Genomic DNA, 11748 nt, shown 5'->3' with positions numbered 1-11748 from the left:
GGAGAGCTCTCTGGCAGAACGATCGGCGCAGATCATCCGCGCCAGCGCTGGCGTGAGCGCAGCCGGAGGCCAGAAGCACAATGCATCGATCGACATACACCAGGCCCGTCGATCTTCCTGCGCTGAGCGCAGCGGAGCGTCTCTTCATCTGGGGATTTCGGGCGAAGGCGCGTAGCGGAAGCGCCGTCCCGACGGCCGCCGATATCCAGCAGGTGTACGACCATTTTCGCGTCGGCGATGCCGTGCTGTCGCTGGATTCCATCATCGAGATCTTTGCCGGCACCGCGCATACCGCGATCGAAGTGCACTGCCCCACCTGTCCGCGCATGTCCGACAGCGAGCGCGGAATCTTGCGCGCGATTGCCGCGGCCCAGCAGGACCGCGTCGACGTCGCGCGCGAGCAGTTCGAGCGTTGGTTGCCGCCGATCGGCGCCGATTGGGCGCTCGCGCCGGTCCTGGGGCTTGCGACGATCTTCCGCATGGCCGGCCTCGTCCTGCCCGACCGGCACGTGCAGCCTATCGAGCATGACGGGATGTTGGCGATGAAGAGCTGGTTCGTGGGCAGCGCGACGTTGCATTGACGAGATCGTTCACGATGCGGGCCAGTTGCGATTCTGCGCCGACGTCGGACGCTGGTGAGCCGCTGCTCTGTCCACTCCAGGCCGCGCTTGCGACCCGGCCGGACATCGACAGCTATGATGATTTTTCCCGCCTCGCGCTGGCGCTGCTCCGCTTCATCGGAGCGGCCTATGCGACCGGCGCATCGGATTGCTGGGAAGCGGCCTATCGCTTTGCCGAGGAAGCGCCCGGCATTGCCGACAGCCCGCTGCTGGTCGCGCGCGCGGCCGCGCTCGTCAGGATCCTGCGCAAGGAGCGGCCCTGCGAGCTGTGCTTCATGCCGCCGTCCTGCAGGCGGCTTTCCAAGGACGAGGCGGAATTGATGCGACTGCTGGCGGTCGCGCGCCGCAAGCAGCCGGGCGAGCTCGAATCCACCGTTGGCCAGGTCGTTGGCTCCGGCAAGGAGGATGCTGCGACACGCGCGGTCAACGCGCTCGCGCTGTGCTGACACCTATCCGCCATTCCTGCCGAGCACGAGATCGATCGTGTGCGCGGCGATCTTGCGCAATTGGGGCTCGTCCCCGAAGGCACGCTCGAGCACGGCGAGGCCGCGCGTCACGGTGACGATCTGCAGCGCCGCAGCCGCGGGATTGCCGTCGAACTCGCCCCGCGCCGCGCCAGCGGCCAACGTGTCCTGAAGCAGTGCGGTGATGCGCGAGATCAGGTTCGCAAAAGCCTGGCGCGCGTTGTCGTCGAGCCCCTCGCCTTCGGCGCCGCCGAGCTCCATCAGCCCGCGCGTCGTCGGACAGCCGCGCGGCGGCGTGCCCGAGCGGAAATTGGTGATGGTCAGATCGAAGAACGCGGTGAGGCGCTTGCGCAAGGAACCTGCCCCGAGCGCCTTTTGCAGCTTGGCGAGATAATCCCCCGCGTAGCGTTCATAGGCCTGCAGGAATAGCGCCTCCTTGCTGCCGAAGGCATTGTAGAGACTCCCGCGCTGGACCGCCGCATCGCGCGCAATGTCGGACAGCGAGGTGCCGCGCACGCCCTTGCGCCAGAACTGGTCGAACGCGATGCGCAGAACCTCGTCATGATCGAACTCGCGCGGTCTCAAGCTTGGCTCCGCAAAGTATTTGACATGCCGTCAAGAATATGCTTTCTCGGCATCGTGTCAAAAACCGATCGAGATTGATAGTCCGTTTTTCTGAATTGGCCGAGCCGGCGGCGTTCACATCGCCGTGTCAGCCGGGACCGCATGCAAAGGGCCGCGTGATGCCTCTCCTCCACATTTCGATGCGCGCCGGTAAGCCGCAAAGCTACCGGCAGGCGATTCTGGACGGACTTTACCGCGCGATGCGCGAGGCCCTGAACGTGCCCGAAGGCGATGCGTTCATGGCCATCACCGAGCATGAGCCGGCCAACTTCCGCTGCGGCAATGCTTACGGCGTCGAGCGCAGCGAAGACGCCCTGCTGATCCAGATCACCGTGTTCGCCTCGCGCACGGCCGAGCAGAAGAAAGCGCTGTATCGTCGGATCGCCGACCTGCTCGGCGAGAACCCGGGGATCAGGCCCGAGGACGTGTTCGTCAACGTGCTCGACGCGCCCAAGGAGAACTGGTCCGTCGGTCACGGCATCGCGCAGTTCGCGTGAGGTGCACGGCGACGGATTGCCGGTCGAAGACTGAGATTCAGCGTCCCGCATGCGCACCGTGGTGACGGTGATACGCGCTCGGGGTAGGCCAGGTCCAGCCTTTCAGGGCCGTTCGATCCGGCTCGAAGATTTCGATCTTGAGCGGATGGCATGCCGCGGCATCGCTGGAATGGGTTGCGCTGCAGTCTCCACCTGGACAGGCCGACAGCGCGCCGAGCAGGTCGATCTCCGCGAAGAGCTCGATGAAGTCGCCGGGGCGGACCGGACTTGCCTTCATGAAATATTGGTGCGTGTCCCTGGTGAAGCCGGTGCACATGAAGACGTTGAGCACGTCGTGGACATGATGCTCCACTGCGGCCGGATCCGCCTTCAATTCGGTGGCGAGGGCGCGGGACAGGTTGGAGTGACAGCAAAAATCGTAAGCCGTGCCGTTCAGCAGGAGATTTGTGTAGGGATCGCAGCGCGTGCCGATCACATCGTGAATGCCGGCACCGTCCGCGTCGAAGCCGTACCAGCCAAGCGTATCGTGGCTGATGGTCACCATCGGCCGAAGATAGGGCATATTACTCCAGAGCCGGTCACCGATGCCGACATGCGTGCCATGGAGCGCCCGCGTCTTGCCGCTGAAGAAGCGCTCGGAGAGATCGTCTGCATTCCAGAGATTGAGGTCACCGACCTGAGGGCCTTCGATGCTCACGATGCGGAAGAACTGGCCGCGCGCCACGCGAAAGGCACGGGCATCGCGTGGCGGCACGATAAGCTCGTGCGTCTTGACCGCAGCACGGCGGGCTGCTTCGAGCGTAGCCATATCCGGCCCGGGCATCGTCCCGGCCGGATAGACGATGGCCGGCTTGGCAGCGCGGCGCGAGGCGGCATCAGCGGGGGCGAGTGGCATATTTGGCGGCATAGTTCGGCCTCGGATCGACTCGGCAAAAGGAGAGGTGGTGGCTAATGGCGGAAGCGGTTGACCCTACCCCCTCACCTCAGCCGCCGGCAACGCACGCCTCCATGACTTCATCGAGCTCCGCCTTCGAGAGCATGCCAAGCTCGGCAATGAAGACGATGCGCGTCCGCGCCGCGCCCGGTGTCGGCGCATCGCCAGGCGCCAGGGTCGCCCGGCCGGCGGCGAACTGAAACACCATCGTGCGGCCGGGCTGCTCGATGGTTTCGAACAGGCCCTTGGCGCGCGCCAGCTTCGGCGCAAGGCGGCTGATGGCCTGCTGCAGGCGCGGCAGCGAGACCGGCTTATCCGAGGTCCAGCTCAGTGCCTCGAAGCGCTCCTCCGCCGGCCGTTTCGGTCCCACCTCGCGCGGCGCCGGAGCGCGGTCGGCACCGGCGGGAAACAGCAGCGCGGGCGGAATCTCGCCGTGCTGTGCCTCGACCACCACCGCGGGCACGCGCTGGGCGCGGATGGCGTCACGCATCCGCACCCCCGCGCCCGCGCCCGCCAGATCCAGCTTGCTCAATGCCACGATATCGGCGACGCGCAGCTGCGACCGCATCAGCGCGTCGTCCAGAGCCGAAGGCGGTGTCCCTGCGTCCAACACGCAAAGCACCGTCTCCAGCTGCGCCTCGCGCAGGATCACGGGGTCCATTAGGTTGCGCACGATGTCGGCGGGATCGGCAACGCCACTGGTCTCGATGACGATACAATCGGGCTTGGGATCACGCCGCAGCAGCGTCGAAAGCGTGCGGAGCAGATCGCCCTCGAGCGAGCAGCAGATGCAGCCATTGGCAAGGCTGACCACGCCGTCGCTCGCGCCCGCGATCAGCTCCGCATCGATGTTGATGGCGCCGAAATCGTTGACGACGGCAGCGATCCGCCGCCCCTCCGCATGCGCCAGCAGATGGTTGACGACCGTGGTCTTGCCGGCCCCCAAGAAGCCCGTCACCAGGAGAATGGGGACCGCCATGGATCAGCCCTCGACGATTGGGCGGCGCACGGGCCTGCCCGGCCGCGCGGTCACATCGAGCATGCCGTCGCTGATCAGCACCTGGCCGCTGACGACAAGATGCCGGACGCCCTCAGAGGGCCGGTTCATCGCGGTGAAGGTCGCACGGTCCGAGAGCTTCTCGTAGTCGAACACGACGATGTCAGCATCCGCGTCCTTGGCGAGCCGGCCCTTGCTCCGCATCGCCGGCGTGCTCTGCGAGAGGATCTCCGCCGGGATCAGCGCGCATTTGCGCACGCCTTCCAGCAACGACAGGGCTTTACGCTCGCGCACCCATTCACGGATGAACTTCGTGAAGCAGCCGGCCGAGCGCGGATGCGAGGTCGCATCATCCGGCAGCGGCCAGGCATCGCCGGTGTAGGTTGAGCCGTCCGACAGCGTCCACGGCATCGCGTCGGAGGCGATCGCGCCGCCGGGATACAGCACCGACATATCGAGCAGGTCGCGGTGGTGCGCATTGTTCTCGGTGTCGAGAATGTGCCAGAGCACCAGCGAGGACGGCTCCTCGGCCTGCGCCTTCAAGAGCTCCTCGCGGTCGTGGAAGCGGTAGCCGTCGGTGACGCGCTGCACGGAATCGTAACCGGTGCCGTTGCGCTCGACGAACTGGGGATCACTGAAGAAGGCCGCGGCCAGCACGGTCGAGCCGGTGCCGTAAGGATAAGCCTCGACCGTGATCGGCAGGCCCTGTCCTTGCGCCTTCTCGATCAGCACGCGGCAACGCTCGACGTCGGTCTTGCTCGACGAGTTGAAATGGCAGATGTGCATGTGCGCGCCGGTGGCGCCGGCATAGCCGATCAGGCGGATATAGGCTTCCACTGCGCTCTCGGGATCGATGCGCGACATGAAGGCGACATGGGTGAAGGTGGGGACGTCCTGCTTCGCGGCCAGCTGGCACACTGCGGTCAGCTCCTGCACGCCGGCGCCGGGCGCATAGGCGTTGAGGATGCCGATGCCGATACCGCCTTCGTTGAGGCCGCGGGCCAGACGCTCGAGAATGCCCGAGACCTCCGCATCGGTTGCGACATTGTCCATCCAACGGCGGTCGCGCATGGCGTTGCCGAACGCTTCCAGCGAGCTCTCCGCGTTGGAGCCCGTCATCGCGCCGATGCGGGCAAAGGCCCAGTTGGTGGCCGCGCCATAATTCAGCACGCGGCCCTTTCGCGCCTGGCGCTCATACCAGGACCCGACCGGCAGCACGCCGGCCTCGAGATCGAGGGTGGTCGTGACGCCGTCGAACGCCTGCATGCGATCGGCCGGGATCGACTGGCCATGGGCATGCAGATCGATGAAGCCGGGCGCCACCACGAGGCCGGTGGCGTCGATCACCCGTTCGGCGCCGCCGAGGCCCGTGCCGACGGCGGCGATCTTGCCGTCCACGACCGCCACATCCCCAACGGCGTCCATCCCGCTCGCGGGATCCACCACCCGGCCGCCAGAGACCACCAAACCGCTCATCTCGTCACTCCGAAAAGCAAATTGCCAGAATTTCCGAAGGCCCGGCAGCAGCTTCGGAGGCGCATCGGCGCGCATAGTGCATATTCTCGTGAGAACGACCACCACCACTGATGCCGATGCAGCATGCTTGCAAGTGAGGCCGGTGAACGCAGGAAGTGTATCGGACCGGAGCCCAACAATGCCGCTGCGTCAATCCGCCGATCCAATCGGCATACCCTCGCGTTCTCGCGGCTTGATCCGCCCGAGCTATGCTCCGCTTCACACACCCCTCAAGGAAAGGGCGCAGGGAAGACCGGGCGCCAGCTGGCACCCATAAGACCCCTGCGCTGAACGAATGCACACGCAGTGCACAGGGGAGACACAGGGCAGCCGAAACCAGGCCTTCCCTGCGCGATGGTTTGACGGCCTATGCCGCGCTCTCCCGGGAGCCGAGTTCCTTCTGGCCTCCCTCGCCTCCGCAAAAGTCACGGCACCGCGCCGGTTGACGCGATGACGTCTTCGCCAAGGCTTGACCGTAGCAACGACGGCCAGGACCACACGGTTTCGCCGTACGCAGGGGCGCCGTTCGTCTTCGCGGGTCCCGCATGCTCACGAGGTTCATCTCGCCCTGCACGCGCAAGCTCCGCCTTTAACGCCGCCCGCGTCCACCGCAACTTCCAGCCCGCGCTCGAAACGACGTACGACCGCCCCTTGGTGGGCTGGAATGGTCGATACATACGACAAATCCGAATTTCGGTAAAGTGGAATATTTTCGGCGGGAGGGGTTGACAGCGGATCGGTGTGTTCTGCCGTCGACGCCGGGGCAGTTGCCTTCTGGACACGGCGAGGGTTCATTGCCTCGAAGGACGATCCGCTTATACTGTTCGGGCCGATTGCAGACATTGCGGCGTCGGTCCATTGGCAAGGTGTCCAATGCGCGTGAAATTCGGAGACATCCTCCAGGCTTTTGAGTTCGCCGACATCAGCGGCGTTGTGGAGTGCCGCACCTTCGTCTGCAGGCAGACAGGAAAGATCTACTACCAGTTCGATCAGGACGACCTCCAGGAGCTCGAGGACGACGACTGCCTGACGATATCGAGGACGAGACCAAATACTTGCAGATCCCGAACTCACGAGACCTCGACCTCGGCAAGCCTCTCGTGATTGCCTTCGTCCGCGAGTTCCTGCCGAACGATCTGGACGACGTTCGCTATATTTTCAGCAAACGCGGCGCCTATCAGAAGTTCAAGGGCCTGCTCTCCCGACGGGGAGCGATCGATGCTTGGCATGACTACCGCAACAAGGCGAGGGAGCGGGCATTGCGCGATTGGTGCGAGATCCAGGCAATCGAGATCACCGACTGACCCGCCATTCACTTGAAGGCCACGACATGCGCGAGGCGGCTCCGCCGCGATCTCGCCCCCATTGTCATTCAGAGAGCAGATGGGGCGATGCTGTCGGGGGCAAAGTTCCCATGGGTTCCCAGTGATAGGCCGACGTCTTCCTCAAACAAATCATTCCATGTCGCGCCGCGCTCTCCTCGGCGGTCTCCTGTCGACGGGGAGCGCGCTGGCGCTTGGCGGATGCGCTGGCCTCGGTGCGACCGGCGCGCGCTTCGACGCCTCCTCGCTCTCCGTCGATCCGACGTTGCTTGTCGTCACCACACGCAAGCCAGTGAACGGCGGCCGCGCAAAACCCTGGTTCGGGCCGGAGCGTGCGACGAGCATGACGGTCGCGCGGGCGAAGCTGACGGCGCCGGACGAGAGCCGGCTTTCCCTCGCCTCGGTCGGACTCGAGAATTGGCGTCTCGACCGGATCGAGCCGGTCCCGGCCGACGCCGGCGATCTAGCTGGCCAGGCCGGCGGCGGGGACGTGCTGATCTATGTGCACGGTTTCAAGCAGACGTTCGAGACGGCGGTGCTGGATGCAGCCCACCTTTCCGATGGGATCAAGTTCCGCGGCCGGACCATGGCGTTCTCCTGGCCTTCCAAGGCAGGACTGTTCGACTACGCCTATGACCGCGACAGCGCGATGTGGTCGCGCGACAATTTCGAGCGCGTGCTCTCTGCGCTGGTGTCGGCGCCGGGGGCGGGGCGCGTGCACATCGTCGCCCACAGCATGGGAACCATGCTGACGCTCGAAAGCCTGCGCCAGCTCCATGGAAGATACGGCGACACGGTGACGAGCAAGATTGGCGCGGTGGTGTTTGCCGCGCCCGACATCGACATGGACGTGTTCTCGTCGGCGATCCAGCGCATCGGCCCTCTCGCCGGCAAGATCACGGTGATCGCCTCGACCAACGATCGTGCACTGGCGCTGTCGGGGCAGCTCGCCGGCGGCATGACCCGCGTCGGCGCGGCCGAGAAGGCCGCCATCGCAGGGCTCGGTGTGCGCGTGGTCGATGCCTCCCAGGAAGGCTGGGGCATCATCAACCACGATTTGTTCCTGTCGAATACGGAAGTGCAGCGGGTGATCCGCCGCTCGATCGACGGCACGACGGCGTAGGAGAGCGCCGAGCCACGCGAAAAGCCTGCTCCTGCCCACACCCGTTGCGGCTCCGAGGGGAATTGCATTGCAGCTTGCGGATGGAAGACCTATGTTGGGTAGCTAGTCAGGCAGCCGCCCATCGTATGGCGAGAGTCTGCAGGATCGCCTCACGGTGGATGGTTTCCATTCCGCATCGGAGGTGATGCCATGGCCATTGCTCCCACCCTCCAGAAATACCTCGCCGCTGAGAACATCCAGTACGAGGTGATCCCGCACGAACTCAGCATGACGTCCGCCCGAACGGCGCAGGCATGCCATATCTCCGGCGACCGCCTCGCCAAGGGCATCGTGTTGCGGCGCGACGGCGGATACATGCTGGCCGTCTTGCCCGCATCGCATCACCTCCGCCTGTCGGACCTGAGGACAAGCCTCGGCGACAATGTCCACATGGCCAATGAAACCGAGATCAATCGGCTGTTCAGCGACTGTGCACACGGTGCAGTTCCTGCCGTCGGCAAATGCTACGGATTGGATATCATCGTCGACGACAGCCTCGAGGCACAGCCGGACATCTATATGGAAGCCGGCGATCATGAGACGCTGCTTCACATGGGTCACGCGCAGTTTGCGCGCCTGACGGCCAACGCACCGCACGGCCGCTTCAGCGCGCATGACTGAGGACCTGTGCGCCGCCCATTGTCCTTGCGGCCCTGGGCGGGAACTCTAGCGCAAGTTCGCCGTCATACCGTTCCGCAGGGTGGCGGCGAAAGTGTCTGCGCTTTGTCTGGTCGGAGTTCGGAAGATGGGGGTGCCGCTGCATTGCATCAACGCACTTGAAACCCACGAACGGAGGCTCGCCATGAAAGTCAAAGACGTGATGCACAAGGGTGTCGACTGGGTCAGCCCCGACACCCCAATCACCGAGATTGCCAAACTGATGCGGGCGCATGACATCGGCTGCATTCCGATTGGCGAGGATGACAAGCTGGTCGGAATGGTGACCGACCGCGACATCGTCTGCAAAGGACTCGCGAGCCACAGCTTCGATGCCGGCCGCGCGACGGCACGTGACGTGATGACCGAGGGCATCCATTGCTGCCGCGAGGACGATGACCTCGCCAAGGCGATGCATCATATGGAGAAGCTGCAGGTCCGCAGGCTGCCGGTGATCAACAAGAGCAAGCGGATGGTCGGCATCATCAGCCTGGGTGACGTCAGCCATTCCTCATCGGGTGACATGCTCACCGAGACCGTCAGAAGCGTTTCGGCGCATCACTGAAGTTACCGCCAAAACGTATGGCCAGGGCTCCTCTCGCGATCCCCCCGAATAGGGTTGAGTGGGAGCCCGAGTCATGCGCTCGTGGTGCAACTATCGCGCGGCGCAGAAGCGACGACGCGATGCGGCTCATTTTGCGCCGGAGTGAATGCAAGTTGCGCCGGAATGGATGCAAGGCCCGTTCACTCGATCACGTCATCATCGATGACGCTGCGACGCGCAACCTACCAAGATGTGTTTCTTTCGAATGCGGACGTGCAGCGGGCGATCCTCCGCTCGATCGACTGCACTACCGCGTGAAAGAGCGCCTGCGCGGCGTCGGGCTACGCGATCAAGCGCTGCACCAATGCCGACTCGCTCGAATACGTCAGGAGCGCCTCGTGAGTTGCCCGGGTCACCCCGACATAGGTCAGCCGGACACATTCCTCGACGGTCTCGCCGTGGCGGCCGAGCAGGCCCAAGCCGGCGATGGCGACGCAGGGAAACTCCAGCCCTTTCGCGCTGTGCATGCTCAGGAATCGCACGGCGACCCGCTTGACCGAAACCCGGTTGCGATTGTCCTTGGCGATGTCGATCGGCGCACAATGCCCGGCGAGAATCTGCGCGACCCGTCCGCCGATCCAGTGCTCCGGGTAGAGACACGCCATCTGCGACCACTCGTAGCCTGCTTTCTTACGGTCGAGAAACCACTCGGCAACGCAGTGAGCTTCTGCGTCGATGCTCACGCACCGCCGCACATCCGGCTCCAGTCCCTGCCGACCCGCATCTTCGGGCAGCAGATGGCTTAGGATCAGCTGGCGCTCCCTAGGGGAATCGAACCCCTGTTTCAGCCTTGAGAGGGCCGCGTCCTAACCGCTAGACGAAGGGAGCGTGAGGGCTAGCCAATAGCCTCGAAATTTGTCCGCCGCAAGGACCCCGAGGGGCGTTTTACGGCTCATTGGCGAATTTCAGCCGTCCGGCCGACTTCAGGGTATGGGCATCGAAGGTGCGGATCTCGATGATTCCGCCGAGATCCAGCGTCACTACGAGGCGGTCGCCGGCGACCCCGGTCGAGACGATTCTGGCGCCCTTGGGCAGGGTGGCAGTGACATCGCTTGCCGCTTCGACCGCCCTTCCCTCAGACTTGAAAAGGCGGTAGCCCACCGCGATCAGCACGGCGCAGAACGCCAGCGCCGTGGTCAACCCCGCGATCAGCATCATCCGCCGCACCCGCGCGAACAGCGCGGCCTGCTCGGGGGTCGGTTCGGGAACAGCGGTATCAGACGTCGTCATGGAAAGCCCTGGGTCAGCGCAAAGGTTGGAGGTTGTGGTCGAAGGCTCCGAGGGCTCGGCCCGGCTCGACCGCGTGCTGGCGGCGCGCCTGCCGGAGCTGTCGCGATCGAGGCTGAAAGCCCTGATCCTGGCGGGCGCAGTGCACCTGAAGGCCTCCGCGGTCCGCGACCCCGCTTATCACGTCGCATCCGGCGATACGATCATAATCGACGTGCCGGAAGCGGCGCCCGCCGAGCCCAAGGGGGAGGACATCGCCCTCGATATCGTGTTCGAGGACGACGACATCGTCGTCCTCAACAAGCCCAAGGGCCTCGTCGTGCACCCCGCGGCCGGCCACGAGACCGGCACCTTGGTGAATGCGCTGATCGCCCATTGCGGCGCCTCGCTCTCCGGCATCGGCGGAGTGCGCCGGCCCGGGATCGTGCACCGGCTCGACAAGGACACGACGGGGCTGATGGTGGTTGCCAAGAACGATCTCGCCCACGCTTCATTGACGGCGCAATTCGCCGATCACGGCCGCACCGGCGCGATGCGGCGCGGCTACATGGCATTCGCCTGGGGCGTGCCGAACCGGCACCGCGGCACCGTCGATGCGCCGATCGACCGGCACCCGCATGCACGCGAGAAGATGGCCGTGCGCCAGGGTGGCCGCGAGGCGGTGACGCATTGGGAAATCCTGGAGAGCTTTCATGGACGCGACGGCAAGGGCGTCGCCGCCCTGCTCGCCTGCGAGCTCGAGACCGGCCGCACCCATCAGATCCGCGTTCATCTCGCCCATATCGGCCACCCGCTGATGGGCGATGCCGTCTATGGCCCGCATTTCAAGACCAAGGCCAACCAGCTCGGCCCCGAGTCGCAGGCAGCTTTGGCGGCGCTGGGGCGGCAGGCCTTACATGCTTACCTGCTGGTATTGGAGCACCCGAGGACGGGAGAATTACTGCACTGGGAGGCGCCTTTGCCGGAGGATTTGCTTCTCTTGGAACGTGCGCTCAAGGCGGCGCTATGACGCAGGCCGCTTCAGAAAGCCTTTACATTACAAAAAGTTATAGCTGCCACACGGGGACGTGACGTCAGCAATCCTTCCCTTTTTGACCCCCGATGGGGTATATTGCGTCTGCGTTG

At 64.8% G+C, this 11748-nt stretch carries 14 protein-coding genes and 1 tRNA gene; 8 read left to right on the top strand and 7 right to left on the bottom strand.

Annotated features, from left to right (window positions below; translation table 11 throughout):
• The first annotated feature begins 80 nt into the window (after positions 1 to 80).
• Both N2605_RS03320 and N2605_RS03315 read left to right on the top strand, forming a co-directional pair.
• On the top strand, positions 81 to 581 hold the full coding sequence (locus N2605_RS03320; protein WP_260345829.1) for a hypothetical protein: 501 nt from the start codon (positions 81 to 83) through the stop codon (positions 579 to 581).
• Between the two features lie 14 nt (positions 582 to 595).
• The gene (locus N2605_RS03315; protein ID WP_260345828.1) at positions 596 to 1066 is read left to right on the top strand and encodes a hypothetical protein; all 471 of its coding nucleotides are present in this window, start codon (positions 596 to 598) and stop codon (positions 1064 to 1066) included.
• 3 nt (positions 1067 to 1069) lie between these two features.
• Here the strand turns inward: N2605_RS03315 and N2605_RS03310 are convergent, their stop codons facing one another.
• Entirely contained in the window at positions 1070 to 1669 is a 600-nt protein-coding gene (locus N2605_RS03310) for a TetR/AcrR family transcriptional regulator (RefSeq protein ID WP_036009632.1), read from the bottom strand.
• A 158-nt stretch (positions 1670 to 1827) separates the two neighbouring features.
• Here N2605_RS03310 and N2605_RS03305 point away from each other — a divergent pair, with 158 nt between their 5' ends.
• Positions 1828 to 2205 carry a tautomerase family protein gene (locus N2605_RS03305; RefSeq protein ID WP_109145972.1) on the top strand — a complete coding sequence of 126 codons (378 nt, stop codon included), beginning with the start codon at positions 1828 to 1830 and terminating at the stop codon, positions 2203 to 2205.
• 37 nt (positions 2206 to 2242) lie between these two features.
• Here N2605_RS03305 and N2605_RS03300 read toward each other — a convergent pair whose 3' ends face one another.
• The 3 genes from N2605_RS03300 to N2605_RS03290 form a co-directional block, all read right to left on the bottom strand.
• On the bottom strand, positions 2243 to 3112 hold the full coding sequence (locus N2605_RS03300; protein WP_109145256.1) for an urea carboxylase-associated family protein: 870 nt from the start codon (positions 3110 to 3112) through the stop codon (positions 2243 to 2245).
• Between the two features lie 76 nt (positions 3113 to 3188).
• The gene (locus tag N2605_RS03295) at positions 3189 to 4118 is read right to left on the bottom strand and encodes a CobW family GTP-binding protein (RefSeq protein WP_109145257.1); all 930 of its coding nucleotides are present in this window, start codon (positions 4116 to 4118) and stop codon (positions 3189 to 3191) included.
• 3 nt (positions 4119 to 4121) lie between these two features.
• On the bottom strand, positions 4122 to 5612 hold the full coding sequence (locus tag N2605_RS03290) for an amidohydrolase family protein (protein ID WP_109145973.1): 1491 nt from the start codon (positions 5610 to 5612) through the stop codon (positions 4122 to 4124).
• A 1094-nt stretch (positions 5613 to 6706) separates the two neighbouring features.
• On the opposite strand from N2605_RS03290, the gene N2605_RS03285 reads away from it, so the two are divergent.
• The 4 genes from N2605_RS03285 (at position 6707) to N2605_RS03270 (ending at position 9357) form a co-directional block, all read left to right on the top strand.
• Entirely contained in the window at positions 6707 to 6955 is a 249-nt protein-coding gene (locus N2605_RS03285; protein ID WP_225148043.1) for a hypothetical protein, read from the top strand.
• Between the two features lie 157 nt (positions 6956 to 7112).
• The gene (locus N2605_RS03280; RefSeq protein WP_260345827.1) at positions 7113 to 8096 is read left to right on the top strand and encodes an alpha/beta hydrolase; all 984 of its coding nucleotides are present in this window, start codon (positions 7113 to 7115) and stop codon (positions 8094 to 8096) included.
• A gap of 189 nt (positions 8097 to 8285) precedes the next feature.
• On the top strand, positions 8286 to 8756 hold the full coding sequence (locus tag N2605_RS03275) for an aminoacyl-tRNA deacylase (RefSeq protein ID WP_036009608.1): 471 nt from the start codon (positions 8286 to 8288) through the stop codon (positions 8754 to 8756).
• Positions 8757 to 8937: 181 nt separating this feature from the next.
• The gene (locus tag N2605_RS03270; RefSeq protein WP_036009620.1) at positions 8938 to 9357 is read left to right on the top strand and encodes a CBS domain-containing protein; all 420 of its coding nucleotides are present in this window, start codon (positions 8938 to 8940) and stop codon (positions 9355 to 9357) included.
• 320 nt (positions 9358 to 9677) lie between these two features.
• Here the strand turns inward: N2605_RS03270 and N2605_RS03265 are convergent, their stop codons facing one another.
• The 3 genes from N2605_RS03265 to N2605_RS03255 all read right to left on the bottom strand — a co-directional run bounded on the left by N2605_RS03265 (position 9678) and on the right by N2605_RS03255 (position 10626).
• Positions 9678 to 10079: a 3'-5' exonuclease gene (locus N2605_RS03265; protein ID WP_225148046.1), complete on the bottom strand. Its 402-nt coding sequence runs from the start codon at positions 10077 to 10079 to the stop codon at positions 9678 to 9680.
• A 70-nt stretch (positions 10080 to 10149) separates the two neighbouring features.
• Positions 10150 to 10224: transfer RNA gene (locus tag N2605_RS03260), tRNA-Glu, on the bottom strand.
• Between the two features lie 57 nt (positions 10225 to 10281).
• A complete protein-coding gene (locus tag N2605_RS03255; RefSeq protein WP_036009606.1) occupies positions 10282 to 10626 on the bottom strand; it encodes a hypothetical protein in 345 nt (114 codons plus the stop codon).
• On the opposite strand from N2605_RS03255, the gene N2605_RS03250 reads away from it, so the two are divergent.
• Entirely contained in the window at positions 10625 to 11632 is a 1008-nt protein-coding gene (locus tag N2605_RS03250) for an RluA family pseudouridine synthase (protein ID WP_036009604.1), read from the top strand. The two genes, N2605_RS03255 and N2605_RS03250, sit on opposite strands and share 2 nt — an antisense overlap.
• The last annotated feature ends 116 nt before the right edge of the window (positions 11633 to 11748 follow it).

The sequence above is a fragment of the Bradyrhizobium yuanmingense genome (assembly GCF_025200905.1).
Taxonomy (GTDB): domain Bacteria; phylum Pseudomonadota; class Alphaproteobacteria; order Rhizobiales; family Xanthobacteraceae; genus Bradyrhizobium; species Bradyrhizobium yuanmingense.
Note: the sequence above shows the minus strand (reverse complement) of the source record. Positions and strands in the feature narration are given on the sequence as shown.

Coding starts and splice junctions, on each gene's coding strand:
- N2605_RS03250 (WP_036009604.1), top strand. CDS start 10,625: ATGGAAAGCCCTGGGTCAGCGCAAAGGTTGGAGGTTGTGGTCGAAGGC.
- N2605_RS03315 (WP_260345828.1), top strand. CDS start 596: ATGCGGGCCAGTTGCGATTCTGCGCCGACGTCGGACGCTGGTGAGCCG.
- N2605_RS03300 (WP_109145256.1), bottom strand. CDS start 3,112: ATGCCGCCAAATATGCCACTCGCCCCCGCTGATGCCGCCTCGCGCCGC.
- N2605_RS03305 (WP_109145972.1), top strand. CDS start 1,828: ATGCCTCTCCTCCACATTTCGATGCGCGCCGGTAAGCCGCAAAGCTAC.
- N2605_RS03280 (WP_260345827.1), top strand. CDS start 7,113: ATGTCGCGCCGCGCTCTCCTCGGCGGTCTCCTGTCGACGGGGAGCGCG.
- N2605_RS03320 (WP_260345829.1), top strand. CDS start 81: ATGCATCGATCGACATACACCAGGCCCGTCGATCTTCCTGCGCTGAGC.
- N2605_RS03295 (WP_109145257.1), bottom strand. CDS start 4,118: ATGGCGGTCCCCATTCTCCTGGTGACGGGCTTCTTGGGGGCCGGCAAG.
- N2605_RS03275 (WP_036009608.1), top strand. CDS start 8,286: ATGGCCATTGCTCCCACCCTCCAGAAATACCTCGCCGCTGAGAACATC.
- N2605_RS03290 (WP_109145973.1), bottom strand. CDS start 5,612: ATGAGCGGTTTGGTGGTCTCTGGCGGCCGGGTGGTGGATCCCGCGAGC.
- N2605_RS03255 (WP_036009606.1), bottom strand. CDS start 10,626: ATGACGACGTCTGATACCGCTGTTCCCGAACCGACCCCCGAGCAGGCC.
- N2605_RS03270 (WP_036009620.1), top strand. CDS start 8,938: ATGAAAGTCAAAGACGTGATGCACAAGGGTGTCGACTGGGTCAGCCCC.